Source organism: Streptomyces sp. NPDC001709 (assembly GCF_053596375.1).
Map to the genome: position 1 here is coordinate 1 of NZ_JBSFGB010000041.1, position 19,366 is coordinate 19,366.

The 19,366-nt window shown below is 70.0% G+C and carries 19 protein-coding genes; 10 read left to right on the top strand and 9 right to left on the bottom strand.

Going from position 1 to position 19,366, the window contains the following annotated elements; genetic code table 11:
• The first annotated feature begins 533 nt into the window (after positions 1–533).
• Positions 534–3,212 carry a DEAD/DEAH box helicase family protein gene (locus ACWC0C_RS39095; protein WP_450869196.1) on the top strand — a complete coding sequence of 893 codons (2,679 nt, stop codon included), beginning with the start codon at positions 534–536 and terminating at the stop codon, positions 3,210–3,212.
• A gap of 183 nt (positions 3,213–3,395) precedes the next feature.
• Positions 3,396–4,304 (top strand): hypothetical protein, encoded by a 909-nt coding sequence (locus ACWC0C_RS39100; RefSeq protein ID WP_450869198.1) that lies wholly within the window; start codon positions 3,396–3,398, stop codon positions 4,302–4,304.
• A 119-nt stretch (positions 4,305–4,423) separates the two neighbouring features.
• Here the strand turns inward: ACWC0C_RS39100 and ACWC0C_RS39105 are convergent, their stop codons facing one another.
• Entirely contained in the window at positions 4,424–5,110 is a 687-nt protein-coding gene (locus ACWC0C_RS39105) for a hypothetical protein (protein ID WP_450869199.1), read from the bottom strand.
• Between the two features lie 381 nt (positions 5,111–5,491).
• Here ACWC0C_RS39105 and ACWC0C_RS39110 point away from each other — a divergent pair, with 381 nt between their 5' ends.
• Positions 5,492–5,908: a hypothetical protein gene (locus ACWC0C_RS39110; RefSeq protein ID WP_450869201.1), complete on the top strand. Its 417-nt coding sequence runs from the start codon at positions 5,492–5,494 to the stop codon at positions 5,906–5,908.
• Positions 5,905–6,375 (top strand): GntR family transcriptional regulator, encoded by a 471-nt coding sequence (locus ACWC0C_RS39115; RefSeq protein ID WP_450869202.1) that lies wholly within the window; start codon positions 5,905–5,907, stop codon positions 6,373–6,375. Before ACWC0C_RS39110 ends, ACWC0C_RS39115 begins: the two co-directional genes overlap by 4 nt.
• Positions 6,376–6,545: 170 nt before the next feature.
• Here ACWC0C_RS39115 and ACWC0C_RS39120 read toward each other — a convergent pair whose 3' ends face one another.
• Entirely contained in the window at positions 6,546–7,451 is a 906-nt protein-coding gene (locus ACWC0C_RS39120) for a hypothetical protein (protein WP_450869204.1), read from the bottom strand.
• Positions 7,452–7,802: 351 nt separating this feature from the next.
• On the opposite strand from ACWC0C_RS39120, the gene ACWC0C_RS39125 reads away from it, so the two are divergent.
• The 3 genes from ACWC0C_RS39125 to ACWC0C_RS39135 all read left to right on the top strand — a co-directional run bounded on the left by ACWC0C_RS39125 (position 7,803) and on the right by ACWC0C_RS39135 (position 9,823).
• Positions 7,803–8,531 carry a hypothetical protein gene (locus ACWC0C_RS39125; RefSeq protein ID WP_450869205.1) on the top strand — a complete coding sequence of 243 codons (729 nt, stop codon included), beginning with the start codon at positions 7,803–7,805 and terminating at the stop codon, positions 8,529–8,531.
• A 46-nt stretch (positions 8,532–8,577) separates the two neighbouring features.
• Complete coding sequence (locus ACWC0C_RS39130) at positions 8,578–8,748, top strand: hypothetical protein (protein WP_450869207.1); 171 nt, start codon at positions 8,578–8,580, stop codon at positions 8,746–8,748.
• Positions 8,749–8,848: 100 nt separating this feature from the next.
• Positions 8,849–9,823 carry an ATP-dependent DNA ligase gene (locus ACWC0C_RS39135; protein WP_450869208.1) on the top strand — a complete coding sequence of 325 codons (975 nt, stop codon included), beginning with the start codon at positions 8,849–8,851 and terminating at the stop codon, positions 9,821–9,823.
• A 57-nt stretch (positions 9,824–9,880) separates the two neighbouring features.
• Here ACWC0C_RS39135 and ACWC0C_RS39140 read toward each other — a convergent pair whose 3' ends face one another.
• The 3 genes from ACWC0C_RS39140 to ACWC0C_RS39150 all read right to left on the bottom strand — a co-directional run bounded on the left by ACWC0C_RS39140 (position 9,881) and on the right by ACWC0C_RS39150 (position 13,519).
• Positions 9,881–10,801 carry a hypothetical protein gene (locus ACWC0C_RS39140; protein ID WP_450869210.1) on the bottom strand — a complete coding sequence of 307 codons (921 nt, stop codon included), beginning with the start codon at positions 10,799–10,801 and terminating at the stop codon, positions 9,881–9,883.
• Positions 10,802–10,916: 115 nt separating this feature from the next.
• Positions 10,917–12,380, bottom strand: coding sequence for a hypothetical protein (locus ACWC0C_RS39145; RefSeq protein ID WP_450869211.1), 1,464 nt, complete (start codon positions 12,378–12,380; stop codon positions 10,917–10,919).
• Positions 12,381–12,499: 119 nt separating this feature from the next.
• Positions 12,500–13,519: a DNA polymerase Y family protein gene (locus ACWC0C_RS39150; protein ID WP_450869212.1), complete on the bottom strand. Its 1,020-nt coding sequence runs from the start codon at positions 13,517–13,519 to the stop codon at positions 12,500–12,502.
• 75 nt (positions 13,520–13,594) lie between these two features.
• Between ACWC0C_RS39150 and ACWC0C_RS39155 the strand changes: the two genes are divergently transcribed.
• The gene (locus ACWC0C_RS39155; protein WP_450869214.1) at positions 13,595–14,017 is read left to right on the top strand and encodes a DUF6233 domain-containing protein; all 423 of its coding nucleotides are present in this window, start codon (positions 13,595–13,597) and stop codon (positions 14,015–14,017) included.
• A 479-nt stretch (positions 14,018–14,496) separates the two neighbouring features.
• Here the strand turns inward: ACWC0C_RS39155 and ACWC0C_RS39160 are convergent, their stop codons facing one another.
• Positions 14,497–14,700, bottom strand: a complete 204-nt coding sequence (locus ACWC0C_RS39160; RefSeq protein WP_037751662.1) for a cold-shock protein — start codon at positions 14,698–14,700, stop codon at positions 14,497–14,499.
• A gap of 661 nt (positions 14,701–15,361) precedes the next feature.
• Between ACWC0C_RS39160 and ACWC0C_RS39165 the strand changes: the two genes are divergently transcribed.
• Entirely contained in the window at positions 15,362–16,621 is a 1,260-nt protein-coding gene (locus ACWC0C_RS39165; protein WP_450869215.1) for a hypothetical protein, read from the top strand.
• A 571-nt stretch (positions 16,622–17,192) separates the two neighbouring features.
• On the opposite strand, the gene ACWC0C_RS39170 is transcribed toward ACWC0C_RS39165, so the two are convergent.
• From ACWC0C_RS39170 to ACWC0C_RS39180, 3 genes are read right to left on the bottom strand one after another with little or no spacing between them, the layout of a single operon-like run.
• Positions 17,193–17,570 carry a hypothetical protein gene (locus ACWC0C_RS39170; RefSeq protein ID WP_450869216.1) on the bottom strand — a complete coding sequence of 126 codons (378 nt, stop codon included), beginning with the start codon at positions 17,568–17,570 and terminating at the stop codon, positions 17,193–17,195.
• A gap of 20 nt (positions 17,571–17,590) precedes the next feature.
• A complete protein-coding gene (locus ACWC0C_RS39175) occupies positions 17,591–17,836 on the bottom strand; it encodes a hypothetical protein (RefSeq protein ID WP_450869217.1) in 246 nt (81 codons plus the stop codon).
• Complete coding sequence (locus ACWC0C_RS39180; protein WP_450869218.1) at positions 17,833–18,123, bottom strand: hypothetical protein; 291 nt, start codon at positions 18,121–18,123, stop codon at positions 17,833–17,835. The genes ACWC0C_RS39175 and ACWC0C_RS39180 overlap by 4 nt, the downstream gene beginning before the upstream one ends.
• Before the next feature lie 438 nt (positions 18,124–18,561).
• On the opposite strand from ACWC0C_RS39180, the gene ACWC0C_RS39185 reads away from it, so the two are divergent.
• Positions 18,562–19,272, top strand: coding sequence for a hypothetical protein (locus ACWC0C_RS39185; protein ID WP_450869219.1), 711 nt, complete (start codon positions 18,562–18,564; stop codon positions 19,270–19,272).
• Positions 19,273–19,366 lie beyond the last annotated feature (94 nt).

Genomic DNA, 19,366 nt, shown 5'->3' on the forward strand with positions numbered 1-19,366 from the left:
GTCCGCCGCGTCGTTCCTCCGGAGGAGGACGCGGCGGACCTACGGCCCGCTTGGCATTGGACTCCGACGGAGTCCAGACTCAGGTCCACTCCGTGGCCCTGGGGTGACTGGGTTGTACTGTCTCCTCTCTGTGGCGGTGAGAGTGCCGGCCCACTCCGTGGTCCAACCCTCTCTCCTCGTGTTGTCGAGTGTATCTGAGGGGCCGCTCAAAGTTGCAGGAAAACCGGGAAGTTCGGCGGCTGACGGCTGGTCAGTTGCTAAGGTCTGCCACCAGAGTCCACTCCGTGGCCTCCGGTGTGGCTGGTTAGGAGGGTGGGGGCGGCTACCGCTGTGCGGGTGTCGGCCGGTCTCTTTCGGGTGGACTGGGTCGGACTAGGTGGTGTCAGCCTACCTCGGCCCGCTAGCCTTGTCACAGAATTGAAGACATGGGTGATCGGCGAATTCGCCCCCCACCCCTACAGTCTCGAGCCCTCGGGTTCTGATCTTGGTCACGTGACCTGGGTTGGTGATCAAGGTGGGCCTGGGAGGGAACGATGATGCGCAACGAACCGGACCCATTCACCGCGGGCCGGCGAGGGCTGGCTGTGGTGAGTGGAGCCCTGCCCGAACTGGGCGCGGCGCTGGGTGATGACTGGGCGTGGCTGTACGACCATCAGCCGGAGGCGGTTGAGGCGGTCATGAAGGTGTACACGCCCAAGCCTGGGTCGCGTCGCAAGCGGCATGCTGCGCAGATCCATCTGGCTCCTGGGCTGGGCAAGACCAGGATCGGGTTCATGGTCGGTGACCGGGTGGCGCGGCAGGGTGGGATGTTGTTCGCGGTTCCCACCCGCGGGTTGCTGGAGCAGACGTACTGGGTCGCCAGGGCGTCGGGGCGCGGTGGGCAAGTGGTGGCTGTGTACGCCGACCGTGATGCGGGGCTGGTGGGGATGGAGCATGCGGGGGTGCGGGTGACCACCAGTCCTCGTGTGCTGGCTCAGCTCGTGCACGGCTTTCGTGCGGCTGGTGAGCCGTACACGGTGCTGACGACGTACGCGAGTGTGGAGACGATCATCGCGGCGCACAAGCTGCGCGAGGACCGGGACGGGCTCGCGGCGCTGCCACCGTGGGATCTGAAGGTGCTGGATGAGGCGCACCATACGGAGACTTCGAAGCAGTGGGGGCGGATCAACTCGCACCGTCTGGTGCCTGCTGTGCACCAGTTGGCGATGACTGCGACGCCGCGGCTGATCGGGGCGGTGACTCGGGACGCGCGGGGGCGGCAGATCAGTACGCCGCCGGTGCGGATGTCGGAGAAGCTGCACGGGCCCGTGGCCTACCGGATGGGGCTGAGCGAGGCGCAGCGCCGGGGCAAGTTGGCTCGGAGCCAGGTGGTTGTCGCGGAGGTCGACGAGGCGCGGTTGCGGGACCTGGTCGCGGAGCAGGGGCGCGGTGACGAGACGGTGCAGGCGGAGCTCTTGGCCTCGGCGGTGGGGGCGACGCTGCGGGCGGCTGGGAAGTTCGGGTGCCGCCGGATGCTGACCTACCACCGCACGGTGGCGGGGGCGATCGCGGCGGCCGAGGCGATGCCGGAGCAGTCGCGGCTGCTGCACGATCAGGGCACGACGGCCCCTCGCAGGGTGTTCGCCGTGGCTCTGCACGAGGAGGTACCGGCCAGCGAGCGGGCGGAGGTGCTTGAGGCCCTGGCGGCGGGCACCGATCTGGACGGCAACGAAGTGGACCTCGTCGTTGTGTGCTCGGTGCGCGTTCTCAGTGAAGGCATTGACGTTCCGGCGGTGGACGCGGTGGCCCTGGTCGAGCCCCGGCGGGCGCAGCATGAGCTGTTGCAGATCGCCGGTCGGGCGCTCCGCTTTGACCGGGGCAATCCGGACAAGACGGCGTCGATCATCGTGCCGGTGCTGCATCTGGAAGGGCCGGCGGACGAGGAGGTGAAGACGGCCGACTGGGACCCGGTGACGAACATGCTGCGGGCGGTGGAGTCTTACGAGCCTGACGGTGGGGCGGCCTCCATCGAGTCGACCAGCCGCTCGCCGCACTCGGCTCTCACGGACGCCGAGGAGCGGCAGCGTCGCGAGGAGCGTGCGCGGGAGCTGGCGCAGATGCTCACGCTGACCCGGCAGCGTTCGATGCGGGCGGTGGTGGACTGGCTGAGGATCAGCGTGGTGAGTGATCCGGCCAGCTGGGACATCGAGCGCGTGATGCAGGCCGCGACCGCCTACCAGGCCAAGCACGGGACATTGAAGGTGCCGGCTGATTGGGAGGAGGACGGTGTCCAGCTCGGGGTGGAGTTGGACAAGCTGCGGCGTAAGGCGCGTGCGGACAGGGACGATCTGACGCGCTTGGCTGAGGAGTTGGGCGACGCCGAGGCGGCGAGGGCGGAATGGATGCGCCGTGGGCCGCGTGTCCACCCCGATCTGGTGCAGTTCTTGGCGGAGAAAGGCTTCGCCTGGCAGCCGCGCGCGGAAGGGCGGGCCCTGCTGCTGGCCGCCGCCCGGGCCTACGTCGAGGCACATGGGCATCTGCTGCCCCGCCAGGACGAAACCGTGGACGTCGACGGCGAGGAAGTGGCCATCGGGGCGCTGCTGGCCGAACGGCGCCGGCCGGGCGTCGAGGACGCGGAGCTCGACAAGATCGGGGGGCTTCCGGCCGCTGAGGGGATGCCGCGACCTGCTTCCTGGGCGTGGCGGGTCCCCGAGGGCAGGCCATGGACGGCCGCCTGGCACCGCCAGCTCGTACGCCTTGAGCGGTTCAAGAACGAGGGCGGTACTCGCGCCGAGCTCCTGCACGGGAGCCGGGTCTACCGCGGTGAGGACCTCGGGAAGTGGCTGCGTGAGCAGCACGTGCGGTGGAGGGAGCTGCACGAGGAGCAGCGGGTGGAGCTAGGCAGGCTGCGGATGGGTCCGGCGGTGGGAGACGCGCGGGTGACCTCGGCGGTGCCCCAGGCGCGGCGGGGCCGCAAGGAGCGGCTCATGGAGATCGTGATCGCCGCGCAGCGGCACATCGCCGAGGCCGGTCCCCTGGTCGACGAGGCGGGACAGATCCGGGTGACGGCCGACTACCGGCCGCAGGTGGGTGGGCGTGAGGTGCAGCTCAGGAAGCGGCTGTATGCCGCGCGTGATAGGTACGCCAGCTACCCGCCGGATCTGCAGGCGTTGTTCTCGGGGCTCGGTCTGCCGTGGGCGGATGCTGCGGATGCGGGAGGAGCGTCCGGCTGATCAGCCCAGCCCCGAACTGTAAGGGTTTGTAAGGCGATTCTTCGAGGTTTTTGTGTGCCCAGGTCAGGGCTCCGATGTTCTGTAAGGAGTGGTTGGTGGCTTTTGTACATCGCTTATCGCGCAATCCGCATGATGTGGGGCGCGATCGCTGGTGTTCATCTCGCCTGAGGAAGGACGTGTCCCATGCCCGCTGAACCGCAGCCCGCCGCCGTGACGGTGACGTACGACAGCTGGCGGCAGGTGCCGCCTACGCTGGCCACCCGCACCCAGCTCGCCCACGCCGATCTCCCCCGCCAGCCCGGCGGTCCGGTGCGGGCCTACGTGAATGCCCGCGACTTCCGCGACAAGAAGACCCGCCAGCCCCTGTACCTGGTGGCGGAGGCGGAGCCGACAGCGGCCAGCGCCGCCCAGCTCGCGGCGGCCGCCGCGCGGCGAATGGCAATCCGGCAGTGCGAGGACTGCGGGGCGAGGGCGCAGCAGCCGCTGACCGCGTACGAGGACCGGCACCTGTGCGCGATGTGCCGGTCGATCGCGCGCGTCCGCGAGCGGCAGCGTGAACTGCGCGAAGGGCGGCCCGAGTTGTCCGCCTGGGCCCGGCGGCTGCTCGGCCTCAAGGATCTCGCCATCGTCTGGGCCGAGGTGCAGGCTGCCGAGCCCACTGGGTCGGGGCGGGCCAGGCCGCCGTTGTCCACTCGTGTCACGGCCGTCGACCACGGGGGCAAGGCGCTGTGCGACCTGCGGGTGCAGCTGGCCGGTCCCCGCACCCCAGGGGTACCCGGCGATGCCGTCCCGGCCGGCGAGGCCGCCGCGGTGCTGCGGGACCGGCTCGGCGGGCGGCGCCTGATGGGCTGGACCCCGGTCGCCCTCGAGCCGGTCGTCAAGCGGCTCGCCGCGCTCGGGCATCAGCTCGACCTGGCCTGGATCTCCACCATGCCCGGGCCCGATTGGAACGGCTGGGACACCACCATGCGCGGACGCGCCGCGCAATGGCGCGCCGAGTTCGATCCCTCGACCGGCGACCTGCTGCCCGCCTGGGAGCCGGGGCGAGCCGACCGGCTTCACCTGATGCTCACCCGGATCGCAGCCGGATGAGCCTCCCGCCCGGGCGGCCGGGATCCACGAGGCGGTTCAACGACCTGTCTGCGGTACCACGGCCAGCAGCACCCGGCGGCGGCAACCCCCGTCCCCGGGAGGCGCGGGCGCTCGACAGGTCAGCGTCGGACCCGGGAGAGCAGCAACTCCCACGCCTCGGCGGTGCCCTCGCCATGATCGAATTTGGTGTCGAGGCAGTACAGGTCGTCGGTGTACTGCTCTGCCCACAGCAGGCGTCCTCCCGCTTCCAGGAGGGCGGTGTCTCCTCCTCCCGTGACTGTCCCTGCGGGGAAGACGAGCAGGAAATCACCAGCGGCCGCCTGGCCGACCACCGAAGAGATCACGCAAGCCGCAGTGACGGGGTCATTCCAAGGCGCCGACAAGGAAAACTGGTCGAAGACAAGCACATTGCGGGATCCCCATTCCCTCAGCCCCACCGCTTCATCGCTCAGCAGCTGCTCGGCCACCACGGCGCAGATGCCTCCCCGCGCGGACAGCCGGGAGCGAAGGTCGGCCAGTTGCTCGTCCTCCTCGGGGACCAAGTCCTGCTCGGCGGCTGCCGCCATGTCCACGGAAAGCACCCCATCCATGACGGAGCACCCCTCGTTCCACGTCTCCGCCTCCTGCGGGCCACCCCCGTACAGTCCGCGGACGGCCCGGAGGCTGCCTACGGGGTTCCCCTCGGCTTGTATCTGCACCTGCCAGATGTCCAGCACGGGAAGGTCCAGGAGCGAAGCGGTGTACTCGACGCGCAGCGTCAGGCCAGTGGGGTCGGTGGTGATCGAGGCAGTCGGCTGGATGGTCATGAAGTCGGCTCCCTTTCGCGGTGCGCCCCTCCATCGGGGCAGCAAGCCGAGACTAGGACGGCCCCGGCCCCAGCCTGCCTGGTCTGACCTGCCCATCGCGCGCCCTCCCGCCGGACGGGCAACAACATCATTCGGCGTACCGCTGGGCGGGCGCACGCTCTCGACCGGGGCAGGTGAGCGCGCCTGGCGCCGGCCAGTGGCCGGCTGCCCGGCAGGAGCCCGCGGAAGGAGGCGCGATCTGCCGTCGGCCGGGCGCCGCCGCTGGCCGCATGGCAGGGCCTGGGACCGCCCTAGCAGTGGTGTTGCCGCCGCCGACCGACGGGCAGCGCTGGAGCCACAGGACCTATTGCGATCATCGTAAATCTTTGCGATGATCGCAAAATGAATCCGATTGAAGAGCTGGCTGCCCTGCGCCACCCCATGCCCGAACCGGGGACCGTCACTCCCGAGGACTGCTACGCCGATGCCTGCGAGCAGGTGGCAGAGCAGCGCAAGAACGACGCCCTCAGTCTGGAGGCCGCGAGTCAAGCGCTCCAGACGGACCCGCTGCTGCTGGCGCTCGACGACCTGAAAGCACAGAAGGAGGCCGTAGACGCCCGGATCCGGCAACACCTGGCCTGGGGACGCGAGTTCCACGGCAACCGCCCCTACGGCCTGGAGGAGCTCGCCCGCCGCGCCGGGTACAGCCCCTCCGGGGTGCGCACCGCCTACGGCGAGCCGGAGATCAGGCAGGTCGCCACGCAGATCGGCCGGGAACCGAACCGGCCCCGCCGCGGCACGGCCCGGGGCAGCCGGTGAACACGGCGGGCGACGTCGCGCCACCCTCGCCGGATCTTGCCCTGCTGCCTCCTTATAAGCGGACTGCCGCAGACCTCAGGCGGCAGATCCTGTCCGGACATCTGCGGCCGGGCGAACGCCTGCCCCCCGTGCGCAGCCTTCAGGAGCAGTACGCGATCGCCAGCTCCACCGCTCAGGCGGCGCTGCGCGTACTGCGCACCGAAGGGCTGGTCGACATCGTGCACGGCAGGGGCACCTTCGTCGCCGACCCCCTCCCCCAAGAGGCCAAGGCGATGAGCGACACGACGGCCGACTCCCGTCGCGTCGAGGCCCTGGAGGACACATTGCGGGACGTCCTCAGTCACATCCGGCCGCAGGGGCACCCGAGTTGGCAACTCAACACCTGCCTGGTGAGCAACGCCCAGCTGACCAGGTGGTGGGCAGCACTCGGTGTCACCCCCCGATGGCAGCAGACTCCAACCGGGTAGGCGCGCTGAACAGCGCCGTTCCCCAGTGACGTTAGGAGTCCAGAAAACCCAACATGTACCGACTGCGCGTCTTTCTCAACGGAATGATCCACGCAGTATCCTGACCTGCTCACTCGATAACTGGCATGCTTGCCATGATCGTCCTGGCCCGTGCCGCGGTCTGCGGGCGCTCACTGTCCGAATGACCCGCAGGGGGTCGTGTAGGGGGCGCCGGGAAGGGTGCTGAGGGGGTGGGGTGTATCGCTGGGGCGCAGCGGCGTGTGGAGGGCGAACCAGCGGCGCAGTCTCAAGGGCGGGTGCCGGTGCCCAGCGCGGATGAAGTTCCAGGCTCGGGCGGTCAGGGACGTGGTGCGCTCGTCGGCGATGTCGGCCGTCCACATGGCGGCCACACTGGTGCGGCCGCAGGCCCTCACCGCGGCGGCATCACAAGAGAGTTCAGCCCACCAGTGCAGAGCAGCGGTGCCCGTCCACGCCGTCAGGGCGGTCGCGGTGAAAGCCCAGGTGGGCAGGAGACCTGCAGCGAGGGTGACTGCCACGAGCGCGCAGGTTTCGATGACCCGTCGTGTGCGGGTGTCACGGCGGCGGAGGTGAGCGAGCTCGTGCTCAAGGACCGACGGAAGGTGGTGGGTGTGCTGCGGGTGGAACCAGTGGGCGCCGAGCCACAGGTGCCCGCGCCGGCCGTGGCCGGTCGCGCGGGCGTCCTTGAAGCTGTGCCGGTCGCCGGGCAGTGCGAGAGAGATCTGCTCCAGTCCGTGCTGCCCGGCGAATGCGCGCACGTACTGCTCGGTCTGCCGCATGCGTGCGGCCATCGCGAGGTAGAGCGCGGTGGGGTGGTCGGGCGCCTTGGTCGGGCGGACGAAGGAGTCCCAAGTCAGCGCTTGTGCGAGGAAGCCGGACGAGGTGGCACGGTCAGTGGTGTGGTGGCCGTGCCAGGTCCAGAGCGCGCCGCTGATGAGCGCAGTGTAGACGGCGATGGGATGGGGACCGTTGACCGCTGTGGTGAGGACCTGGCACGTGAGCATGGCCGATACAACGAGCGACGCGCTGCGCTGCTTCAGTGCCTCCCCCAATCGCATGGCGCCAGACTAGTGAAGTCGCCGCCCTGGCAGCGGTGTCAGTCCAATCGGGAGAAGTCAAGGTCCACCGGGATGTTCAGGTCGACGTCCTCGTCGCGGCAGAAGCCCCGGAACTGGGCCACATCTCATGCACTCCATCCAGCGCAACGGAGATCAAAGACAGCTGGCGACTGCGGGCAGCAGCGCAAACCTGACGAATGCTTCGGCAACGGATCCGCCCTGGTGGCCGTACCGGCGGCGTAGGGACGCCTGGTGGACCTGACGGATTCCGGGGATGCTTTCAAACCGCCTGCCCTGCGCGAGACTTGACGCCTGCTGCCAATCAAGCAGCGCGCAAAGAGGAGGACAGACGTGGCAGACGAGGTCTCTGCTCAAGACGCACCTACAGGGCGTCTGACTGTAGGCCAAGCCTTGCAGTTCGACGATTCCCTCTACCGCCGGTTCACGGCACTGCACGAAGCCGGACATGCCATCGTCGCCCTGGCGACGGATGAAGCCTCTGTCTCCGAATGCGTGATCGCCCCAACAGAGACGCCCGATGCTGGCATGGCCGAGGCGTACACCGACGTCACATGGCACTCGTCAACTGCCTACCTCACCCTGTTGTACGGGGGAGTCTTAGCCCAGCAGCGGTGGCTTCATGACCAGCAGCTGTGGAGCCCTCTAAGGGAATCCGCTGTGCAGGCCTTGGCGAACCACGACTACGCAGCCCTCATGGCAACAGGAGCGTCTTCGGAGCAGCTCAGGCACGCGCGCAGTACCGCCCTGGCCTTCCGCGACCGCCACTGGCAAGCCATCATCGCAGCGAGTGACCTCCTGGACCGCAACGGCAAAATCACCGGCGACGAGCTCGACGCGCTGCTCCGCCAGGAGCCGGCCACTCCCCAGGCAGGCGAACTCCTGAAACGGGCCCACAAGATCGCCGGTGAGTCGCGAGACCGCGCTGCGCAACTCGCTGGCCAACCGGCGCAATCCGCGCGCCATGTGCAGCCGCTGCCACGGTCACAGCACGCTCACAATCTCCAGCAGCAACCAGGCGTGCATCCATCTGCCGGGACTGATGGTCGCCGGGCCAGATAGCAGGGCACCGATTGCACATTTTCAAGATCAGCCGCCACGAGTGGGTATGGAGCGAACCGTTCACGTCACAGGGTCCGTCTCCGGCAGACGACCAGTCACCGGCGCCGAAGCCGCCGCGGAAGCAGCGTTCCGCCGTTGGGTCGAGCAGACGGCTGCCCCGCTCGCCGAGTACCCGCCACAGGAGGTGGAGCGGATGCTGGTCCGGGTGAAGACATAGGTGGCCGCACGGAGCTGCGGGTCTGTTCCGTAACTCTGCCCGAGGCTGATTGTGTCGGGCAGGCCCGCTGCTCGGCAGTCTGGGTGGAAGGCATCGGTACATGACCTGGACGCTGCCGGAACCTATGCTCGCCGCCCCCGTGGCCGAACCGGTCCTGCCGCCGGGCTCGGCCGCAGAGCCTAAGTGGGATGGGTGGCGGGCCCTGCTGTCGGTGGACGCCGGGCGGTTCGTACTCCGCTCGCGCAAGGGCACCGCCCTGGTTCCGGCCTTCCCTGAGATTCGGTCCGCCAGCACGCAGCTGCCGGACGCGACAGCCTTGGACGGAGAGCTGGTCGTGTGGGAGTCCGGGCGCCTGGCGTTCGAGCGGCTCCAAGGCCGGTTGCAGCGGCGCGGTGCGGGTGCGGCCCGGCTGGCTGAGCAGTGGCCCGCTCACTTCGTCGTGTTCGATCTGCTGCGGCTCACGGGCACGGACACGACCCGGTGGCCGTACCGCCGGCGTAGAGCCGCGCTGGTGGAGCTGTTCGCTGAGCGGCGGCTGACCGCGCCGTGGACGCTGTGCCCGTCGACCACCGACCCCGATCTCGTCAGCGAGTGGCTGACCTGGACTTCTACCGGCCTCGAAGGCGTCGTCTTCAAGGGCTTGGACAGCCCCTACGAGTCCTCGGTTCGCGGCTGGCGGAAGTACAAAGCGCGCCAGACCGAGGATGCGATCGTCGGGGCGGTCACCGGCTCCCCCGTCGCGCCACGCACCCTTCTGCTGGGGCGCTACGACGCCAGCGGGAGGCTTCAGTACACCGGCCGGAGCACAACGCTGCCCCAGGCCGCGGGCCGGAGTGTGGGCACGATGCTGGCTCCGGCCGAGGGTGGGCATCCGTGGACTGGCTGGACGTTCTCGGCTGGGTGGGGTTCCCGCGAGGTCCTGCACGTCACGCTCGTACGGCCTGAGCTGGTCGTGGAGGTCGGCGTCGATGTCGCCCGGGACAGCGCCGGACGTTGGCGGCACCCCGCACGATGGCACCGGCCCCGCCCCGACCTCGCCCCCGCCGACGTCCCGCGCTTCACCGGGGCTCGGTAGGGCGGAGGGGAGGCGGGGGTACGGGAGTACCTGCTGTAAACAGCGCGCCGCTCGTGTTCAAGTCGCTGGACCGGCGAGCCACAGCATCGGGGCATGGCCTGTGGAATGGGTCTTTGCGGGCGGCCACTGGTCCGTGGGGTCGCCGCCGCCGAGCACGGCAGCGTCGAACGGTGTTGTGCGGTCGGAAGCCAGCCAGTCCGCCGCCGCCACCCAGAACGCATTCTTCTCAGCGATCAGTCGGGCGGTCTCATCGACGGCACTGCCCGGGGAGATGTCCGGGATGGTCTGCGTGCCGAGGAACCTGTCGACCCCCGCTTGGAGCGACAGCACTGTTCGGCGGGCGGCTTCCGTGACAGTGTCACCCTCCAGGTGCAGCGGCTGGACGGGGATGCGGTCGAGCGCGGCGGTCGGGGAGACGTCCGGGGCAATGCGCAGTTCAGCTCGTCGCTCTCGTTCGTCCCACTCCAGATGGAGGAAGGCGCCCAGGGCCCCGCTTGGCGCCTCCGAGACGATGTAGAGGCCGTACAGGGGCCAGCGCTGGGGCAGATCGGCGGGCATCCGGTCGCTCGCCTTTCCCAGCTCGACGACCATGCTGTCGTGAATGTTGACCATGTGGCGTCCGGCGGCCCGCCATGCGCCGATCGCGGCCAGTAGGGCTGCGTCGCCGGCTGCCAGGACAGCGCGTCCGGGACCGGTCGCGCCAGGGGTGGTGGTGACGCGATGAGGGTAGTGGTCGGCGAGAACCTGCTGGACGTGGGCGACAGGCAACCAGCACCAGGACGGGATCGTGTCGGCAGCGCTTTCGCGATCATGGTCCAGCCGATCGAAGACGCCGGGGAACTGTCGCTCGGCCTGCCGCTGCAGCTTTTCCAGTCGTGCCGCAGCGGCCCGGTACATTCTGGGCACCCACCGGAACTGCTCGGGCAGTTCGGCCTCTCGGCGCTTGGCGAAGTTCTTGGCGTAGGTGTCGCGGTCCATCACTGCCCTCGGAATCGTAGCGGCGTGAAGCCAGAGAGTGGCTGCACCCCGCCACTGTGCCGTAGGCCACCGACACTGACGGTGTCTTCGGGACAGATCGCTTCCTATGGGAAGGTCAAGTTGCGTACTCAGCGCGCAGATCGGCGATCAGCTGGGCTCGCTCCGGGGTGAGCGGCATACGACGAGCGATGAAGCCGGCGATGTTGTTCGCGGACCAGTTGTCGCCGTCCGCCCCGTTGTAACGGAGGAACCAGGCAGTGCCGGCGATCTCGTCGACGTGGAGTTCATCATCGGGCCAGTGCTGGTGCAGGGAGCGCAGGGCGCCGAAATCGACCTGGACCGTACCGGTGAGGTCGACCGTCTCGGGGATCTCGCCGTCGTCGGATTGTTCGAACAGCCGTCGTCGCCGCTCGGCCAGGGAGGCGCGGCGGTGCGCGGTGGCCTCCTGGGCCAGGATGTCGGCGGCTTCGTCGGCGGTGGCTGGCCGCACGAGGATGCGGAAGTACCAGCCGTCCTCGCCGATCAGGTCGCCGGGCTGGTTGCCGTCCTCGTCGCGGCAGTACTCCGGGCGGCGTTCGCGGACCGTGGTGACGATCGCGGAGACCTCGCCGTCTCGCAGTCGCTGGAAGCCGGGTGCGTCGTCGGGGAAGGGACGGCCGTGGTCGTAGAGGGTGCTGCGCAGCACGGTACCCGCGGGGGCCCAGCGTTCGGGGCGTCGTCGGTAGGGGCCTGGTTCACCGCGGGTGATCTCCCACAGCTCCTCCGTCGGCAGGCACTTGCCTTCGAGGTGGCGTACCTCCCAGCCCGCGTCTTGGCGGACCAGGAGGCCGGTGCCTGCCGCGACGAGGTGGCCGCACAGCATGCAGTCCTGCTCGCGCATGTTGGCTCGCGGCGGGGGCGCCGTGCGCTGGCCGGGCGGCGGGCAGTCCTGGGGGTGGCGAGCCTTGAGCAGGGCCTTGGCCCCGTACAGTCCGGGCAGCGCCGGGGCGGCCTCGTAGAGGATGCCTTCGCCCTTCTCCAGCCAGCCGCCGCAGCGGCCGCAGGCCTGCGGGTAGTCGTTCTTGAGGGGCGGCGGGGGTGGGCACTGGCCCGGTTGGTGGCGGGCTTCGGTGTAGCCACGGTGGTTGCGCGCGAGGACGCCTTCGCGGGCGGCGACCGGCTGGCGGCATAGCCCGCAGGTGTCCGCGCGTTCGTTGACGCGCGGCGGGGCAGCGGTGAGCTGCCGTACGGGTCCGGGCCGGGGCGGGTGCTTGTCCACCAGGCGGCGCATCGTGCCGCGCACTGAGGTGCCGAAGGCGTTGGCGGAGCCGAGCGTGGAATCGCGCTCCACCTTGGTTGTGCCGTCGGTCTTTACCCGCCACAGGCGCACCCGCTTCTTGTCGCCGCCCGGTAGCGGGTCGCACAGTACGATCACGGCACCCGCCGGGAGGCCGTAGGAGGCGCCAGCCTCGAGCCAGTCCCCCAAGCAGCCACGTGCACCATGCTGGGACTCGTCCAGTCCGCGCAGCAGCTTCCGCCACGGCTTGACCGCTCCCTCGTCAGCTGCGGGGATCGCGACGGCGAACTCCCTGTCTGGCATCCTTGCCACTCCCTCTTCACGATCCGTCATCGACAGGATGCCGGGCCGCACTGACAACACCGCCCGCTTGCGGCGGGACTTGTCAGTCGTCGCGGCCGGACGGTGGTCAGGGAGCACCGTCATGAGGCGTGACGGAAGACGGTGGCAGGGCCGATGACCCCGGAGCCGTACTTGTCGCGGACTCGGTCGACAGCGGCCTCGGTTACCAGGCGGGCTTCCCGCGAGGGGTCGAGGGAGATCTGCTGAGGAACGGTATCGGCGTCCAGGAGGTCGTCGCCTCTGAGCGCAAGGCCAGTCAGGCGTCCGCGTTGCAGTCCGGCGGCGTCCATCAGCTGGTAGGCGACGGTGCGTAGGTCATCATCGTGCGCGGAGGGCTCGGCCAGGCGACGGCTCTTCTCCCAGCGGGCGGTTCCGGCGAACGCCAGGCTCAGAGTCAGCACCTGCGGGGCCTGGCCGCGGCGGCGCAGCAGCCGCCCCAGACGGACGACGAGTTCGAGCAGGGCCGCGCGGGTGTGAGCGCCGTCCAGGGTGTGCCGGTCAAAGGTGTAGCGGACGGTCGCGGAGGCGGGCAGGTTGCGGGAGACGACGGGGCGGGGGTCGATGCCGCGGGCCCGTTCGGAGGCCAGGCGGCCGGCGCGGCCTCCCAGGAGGCGCTGGATGGTGGCCATGGGTACGGCGGCGAGCAAGCGCACGGTGTGGATGCCGTAGTCGTGGAGTGCGTCTGCCTGGCGAGGACCGATGCCGTGCAGGGCTTCAACGGGCAGCTCGGCCAGCCAGTCGGCAGCCTCGTCGGGAGCGATGACCAGCACGCCGCCGGGCGTGGGAACCTGGGCGGAGGCGGTTGTGGCCGTGCTGATCACCGGTCCGATTCCGATGCGCAGGTTGACGCCGTGCCGGGTCAGGGCGCGCACGCGCAGCATCTGGCCGAGGCGGCGCACATCCGCGCCAGCTCCGTGGTAGCGCAGGGCACCTTTCAGTTCGGCGAGGGCCGCGGTAGGCGGGAGTGCCTGCACGACCGGGGACAGATCGGCCATCTGCTCAAGGACGCGGCGATACAGCTCATCCGGCAGACGGTCCGGGCAGCGTACGTGCATCACGGTGGAGACCCGCCCTCCGGATGCCTTGTTCACGGTCGTCATATCCCCGCCTCCTTCCCTGGCAGGTTATCGAACTGAGGATCGAATAACCTTCCGGGAAAATCTACACTCGAACTCGTGAACGATTCACCATCCCGTCTCGATCTCTTGCGCTTCGCCCGCCGCGTCGTGGTCCAGCAGACGGCGGCATCCCTCGCCCAACTCGATCAGTGGATCGCAGAGGAGGAACGCCGGGAGACCGAGCGCCGCCAGGGCGAGCAGCGGCGCCCTGCGGAGCCCGAGTGGCTGATCCAGTACGGCCTCAACAGGGCGAACGTGGATGCTCTCCATGTTGGCGCCTGCTGGGCCGCCAAGAAGAGCGGTCGGTGCAAGCCGGTCACCCGCCAGCAGGCCATCGACGCGCTCGGCCGCCAAGTGGCGCCCTGCGTGCACTGCCGGCCAGAAGTGAAACTGGGCCCTCACAGACAGCGGCCGGGGCTGCGGCCGACACCGACAGGCCCGAAGGGTGGCGCCCACGAGGGGCCCGGCACGAAGAAATGATGTGGAGCCCAGCCGCGCGGGTCCCACAGGGTCAGGCATGACACCCGGCACATCGGCATGGCCAGCCATGGCCCTTCGCCACAGCCGTTGATGGCGGTCCCGCGCGGCGTGCGATCGGAGCGCGGGACCGCCGAGCCCGGTTGTCCTGTCAGAGCCGGGAAGTGAACCGTACGAAATAGCATCATTCTTCGCACGTACATCTGCGTGTGAGCGCGGCTTGTCCTCGATCCATGGGCTGCCGTGGGATCGGCGGATCGTCCGGCACAGGTGCAGCAGCAGCGCGAGGCCGCGAGGTGCCCCCAAGGCCCCGTTGCGGGGCCCACGAAAGAGGCAACGCCTCCCAGTAGGCGGGCCTGCCGGTCGTGGCGGCGGCCGGTCCGCGGGCGTGGCTGCGGGCGTTCAAACGCCAGTTGGGCCGTGTGCGCGCCGTCTCATCCGGGCCCGGGAACGCCTTCCCCGGGCCCGGATGACGTCCAGACTCAGGCGGGGGTGATGTTCTCCGCCTGCGGACCCTTCTGGCCCTGGGTGATGTCGAAGGTGACTGCCTGGCCTTCCTGCAGCTCGCGGAAGCCGGAGGCGTTGATGTTGGAGTAGTGAGCGAAGACGTCCGGTCCGCCGCCGTCCTGGGCGATGAAGCCGAAGCCCTTTTCGGCGTTGAACCACTTGACGGTTCCGCTGGCCATGCTGGTGCCTCTCAGTCGCTGTCAGGAACCGCACCGCGCGGCCCCAGAGGTGATCGCCCTGGTCCGGCACTGCACAGCAAAGCGCCCGCGCTCGCGCGCGGGCAGTACGAACCACGACATCTGGCAGCGACGCTACACGGCGAGGACGGCTCCCGCAGCTGCCTTGGCCGGTGTCATGGGGCAGGCGGACGGCTTGTCGTATCTCGCTCCTCCCGTCCTTCCGGAGACGACTCAGCCCTCGCGAGTGACCACGGCTGACGCGATGCGGCCGGTGTCCTGCGTTGAGACTGGCGGATACCTGATGATGTTGACCGGCATATCCGGTCTTCGGTGGTAGCGGAAAGGGGCGGTTCATGGCGCAGGCCCATGTCGCGAGCGAGCGGGTGACGGGGCGAGTGTGGACCGTACGCCTGGATGCTGCGGGGCGCGGCGTGCCGGCGGTGAAGGTCACCTGCAGCCGGAGCGCCTGCCCACCGCAGCGCTTGGACTCCGCCGCTCAGGGGCGGTCCTTCGCCACTGCCCATCTCAAGGCTCACCTGCGGGCAGCTGGGGGGCCGCGGCGTGATGCTTCGTGTGCCTGCCGCGCGGAAGGATGTCAGGCGCATTCCGAGAAGGCCGGGGGCAGGGCCCCGCAGGCGGGGCCCTGCGGTGCGGGGGAGCCGTGGTGCTGGCCGTGGTCACCGATCCGACCGGGCGATGGTGGCGGGCGTGGGAATGCTGTTCACGCTGCGCGGCCGCCCAGCCCGCCGCCCGCGTCGTTGCCACCGCCCCCGCCGCAGCGGCGGCCCCTGCCTCCGGCGCGGGCAAGACTCCCGGACGTGCTGCCGGGGACGGGGTGGGAGCGCCGGTCTTCTCCGCCACTGCGCCCGATGCCCCAGAGAGGGAGGTGGGCGGCGGTCAGCGGCTGCCCGCGCCTCGATCGGCGGCGGCCGCGCCGAGGTCGCGCCGGGCCAAGCGGTGGGGGAAGATCGCGCAACGCGTCGTGCCGCACGATCTGCAGCCGGTGGTACTGCGCGACGAGCTCATCGAGCTCGGCGATGCCTTTCGTGCCTACCAGGAGTCCAGCGAGCCGGATTTGGAGCTCCTGGCCAGCCTGCACGCCCGCAAAGCGCGCGCCTTCGCCACCTGGGCGGACGTGACGGACGACGGGAGCCTGCGTGCCGAGGCGCGGCGGGCCGAGCAGGCGGCGGCCAACGTCCGTCTTCAGTGGGAGCAGCGCACCGGTCAGGGCCTCGAGGGGGCGGTCGCACGTGTGCTGACCGGGCCGAGTCAGTGGGAGCACGCGCGTGGCGTCCTCGCCTACGTCCGCGATCACGCGCCGGTTCCTGGCCCGGAGGGGCGTCTGCTCATGCTGCTGCTGACGCTGCGCACCGCGTGCAGGGGCAGCGGCAACGTCACCGCCCTGGACGTAAACGGCTTGCCCCTGGGCGATGCCGAACAGCTTCTCCAGGCGATGGTCGACGCGGGCTGGCTGCGGCTGCCCGGGACCGTGGCCGATCTACTGGCCTCCACCTCCGAGAACCCCACCCACATCATCGTGCCCTCGCTCCTCCCCCATGACGGCGACCGCGGGCCGTTCGTCTTCGGGAAGTCGATGCGGGCCAAACTGTCGGGGTGGGCACAGAAGGCCGTGGGCGAGCGCAAGCTGCGCAAAAAGAAGACGCCGGCCGCGGTGCGGCTGCTCGCTCTTGCCTGTGCCGCGCACAGCAGCGCCGATGGGCGGCTGGGGCCGTTCGGCCGGGGCCTTGAAGTCGAGATGCTGGCCTCGCTGTGTGCCGTCGATCCCACCGAACTCAGTATGCTGGTGGAGCAGTTGGCGGCTGCCGAGTGGCTCTCGGACGTATCGGTGACCGGCACGCACGTCACGGGCCGGCTGTGCGAGCGGGTCCTCGAGCTCAGCTGCCCGGTACCGGCCGGGTGAGTCGCCCGCTCCTTGTCGGCTGCGCCCGCATGCGCCCGGAGTGCGAACGTCCGGTCGCGGGCTTCTACGCTGCCGGAGCGAAGACGGCGTTGTCGGGCATCCGGTCGCGGAAGTCCTCCGGGATGGTGCCCCATGAGCCACAGCAGATGCGTCGTGCGGACGCTGCCTGCCGGATCGTCGAGCAGGATGTACCGCCGCGTCTCCGCGCCGGCGTAGCCGATCTCGGGCGGGAAGCCCTGCTCCTGGGTCCAGGTCAGGTAGTGGCGGCCGTCGATCCTCAGCACACGGCGGCCGTCGGGGTCCTGGTCGCCGAGCATCATGTAGCCCAGGCACGTCAGCCAGAAGTCGCACGAACTGCACACCCGGTAGGCCGCCATCCGCGCGCCAACGCCGCGAATCTGCTGGTTGGTCCCCTTGCACGGGCACAGCTTGCACTGGAACAGCTCGTACTTCTCGGGCGCTCGTGCCCGCCTCACCCGCGCCACGTCTCTGCCTTCCTTCACGGTCCCTGCCGACAGTAGCGGTCGCCGCGGAAGGCCGTGCTGTACTGGCCAGTTGGCCTCCGGCCAGGTCACTCGTCGTCGGGAGCGGTGCCTGCCCACGCGATCGGCCGGCCGTCGGTGGTCAGCCCCCAGTGCAGACCGCCCGTGGCGTCTTCGTGGCCGGAGTCGAGCACGCATGCCCGGCCCCACTGCCCGTGTTTGGCGGGGCAGATCCGGCTGAGAACCTCATAGTCGGGCGTGGCGACGGCCTGGCGGTATCGGTCTGCGAACACGCCGAAGCGGGGCGCGAGTTCAGCCCCGGCCAGCAGCTCATGCTCCTGGATGCGGGCGGCGGCCCGCACGATGTCCGGGTGGGACAGCACCTGGTGGGCCTTGTCCCAGGGCAGCCTGCCCAGAAACCTCCGCGCCTGCGCGCCCACCGCCTCGCCCTCCGCAGGGCCACCCACGGCTGTTCCCGGGCCTCAGGTCAGCCGGCGTAGGCGATCGCCAGGACGGTGATCGTGTTCGTCTGCTCGCCGATGAGGATGACGACAGCCGCGCGGCCGCGAGCCACTGTGCGGATGATCCCGTCGTCCTCGCCGTACGGCTCGCTGGCTCCGAGGGGGTCGTGGACGGCGTCGACGAGGCAGACCGCGATGTCGCGGCGTGCCTCGTCGGGCAGCGCCTTGTAGATGTCGTGCTGGTCGCCCGGGATGTGGAGCCTGTAGGTCACGCGGCGCCTCGCCGCCCCTGCGCGTCGTCGATGACGGTGTCGGTCATGTCCGGGGCGTTGTCGTACTCGGGCGGCAGGACACCGTGCTCCTTGACGTAGGCGCGTGCCGCCTCGATGCGGGGGCGTGCCGCTTCGAGCGTCTCCGCGGCCCCTGCCCAGCCCTCCAGGCGTCGGGGCAGCTCCTCCAGGTCGGTCATGTTGACGTCCGTCACGAGCTGCTGCCGGAGCGCGCTGTGCGGCAGGGCGACGTGAAGCCGGTCGACGGTCCATTTCTCGTGCGACGCCATGTCCTCACTCCCCTTCGGCGGCGGTGTGCCTGCAGCCAGCGTAGCGGTCTGGGACCGGGCGCAGGGAGATGACCAGTTTCTTGCCCTCGGCCTGCGGCGCTGCCCGGCTGGCCACCTCTGGTCGGCCGCTGGCCGCCGGAGCGGCGCAAGCCCTGCGGCCGATCCCGGTCCGGCAAGGCCCGGCCCGGCGGAGCGGCTGAATTCCTGCGTTGGACGCGCGGCGCTGTGCTCCCTGCCTTCAGTCGCTGCGGGGAGCGCCGGTAGTGTGGTGGTGCACCACTGGGCAACCGCGCCGCGCCCGGTCCGAGACCCTGACGCCCACACCGCCGGGGGGACCGCAGAAGTCTGAGACTCGCGCGAGTGGTTCCGTCATGCCTCGAACCTCTCGTGTGTCGGCCGGCGGGTGTGGGACGGCAGGCCGATGAGGATGTGAGAGTCGTGACCGACCGCCTCAATCGTCAGTTCGACCGCGCGGTGCGCGCCTACATGCGCGAGAACCCCCGGACGTCCCTGGAGCAGGCCCGCGAGGCCGTCACTGCCCGTGCCAGTCAGCAGGCCCTCCGCCCCTCGCGTCTGCCTTGCGCGCCGCTGCCTCGGCCCCGCGAGGCGCTGCCCGACTACGTGAAGCGGGTCGCGGCCGCCCTGGGTACCCACCGGCACCAGGCCATGGAAGTCCTTGGCCTCCAGCCTGGCAGCTCCGCCGGCCAGCGCCTGTCCGACCTCTCCGGCGGCCTGCCCGAGGACACGGTGCGGGCGCTGTGCGCTGCCACCGGTATGACCCCTGCCCAGGCCCGTGCTCTCGCCTTCCCCGCAGCACGTGCTGGTGCGCCGTGCACCACCCGCCCTGTCGAGGAGACCGTACGGCGCATCCTCAACGACAAGAGCCTCCGCCGCGGCGGCGAGGGCAAGACCTCGACTTCCGGTCATCTGGTTGCTGCTCTGGCCCGTACCCCCACCCCGCGCGTTCTCATGGTCGACCACGACCGCCAGCGCAGCCTCGAATGGCCCGGCCCGGCCCCCTCCCCCTGGATCCTGCTGGACATGCCGCCGTCCACCGGCCCGCTGCCCGGCGACCCCGCGCTCTTCGACGCAATCGTCGGTGGCCTCGATGACGGCTTGCCTGCTGCGCCGGATGTGCCACGGCCGTAACGACGTACTGGTCCCGGCGCGGTCTGCCCGTCGACGCTCCGCCCCGGTCTCAGCCGGGCCGGAGTTGGCAGTTTCCCACGCACAAGACGCGGCG